Raw genomic sequence first — 578 nt, 5'->3', positions numbered from 1 at the left:
AGTTTAGTGCAAGACGGATTTATTTGTAATGAACGAATACTAGGTGCAATAAGAATAAAGAGAGAAGATAATTAAATGTAGATAGAGATACCATATTACTTTGTAGGGGGATAGTTAGATGATAATAGCGTTAATTGGAAGTGTCTCATTTTTATTAGTTGCGATCTTATATACTTTACTTGCTTTAGGTTTCCCCTATGGAGAATTCGCTATGGGTGGTAAGTACAACGTAATGCCTATAAGAATGAGAGTTGCTTGTGGCTTTTCTGTATTTATTCAGCTATTTGCCATCATAATAATATTGCAGACTGCCAAGGTAATTCCTAATTTATTCTCAATTGGCACTACAAGAGGAATTTGTTTTTTATTTGCGTCATACCTCACACTCAATGCGATTATGAATGGCTTTTCTAATAGTAGAAAGGAAAAGTGGGTGATGACACCTATGGCTATACTTACAGCGCTTTGTTTTTGGATAACTGCTATTGTTGCATAAGAAGATATAGTTTATGAATACATAGACTTAAACTATTAGGGGGCGATTCTTCATTTTGAAAGGTCGTCTTTTTCTTATGTTA

The 578-nt window shown here is 33.7% G+C and carries 1 protein-coding gene; it reads left to right on the top strand.

Going from position 1 to position 578, the window contains the following annotated elements:
- The first annotated feature begins 118 nt into the window (after positions 1-118).
- Positions 119-496 (top strand): hypothetical protein, encoded by a 378-nt coding sequence (locus BN349_RS22925; RefSeq protein WP_019244612.1) that lies wholly within the window; start codon positions 119-121, stop codon positions 494-496.
- Positions 497-578: the final 82 nt, after the last annotated feature.

Origin of the sequence: Bacillus sp. AP8, assembly GCF_000321185.1 — a bacterium.
Lineage (GTDB): Bacteria > Bacillota > Bacilli > Bacillales > DSM-1321 > Bacillus_AD > Bacillus_AD massilioanorexius.
Note: the sequence above shows the minus strand (reverse complement) of the source record. Positions and strands in the feature narration are given on the sequence as shown.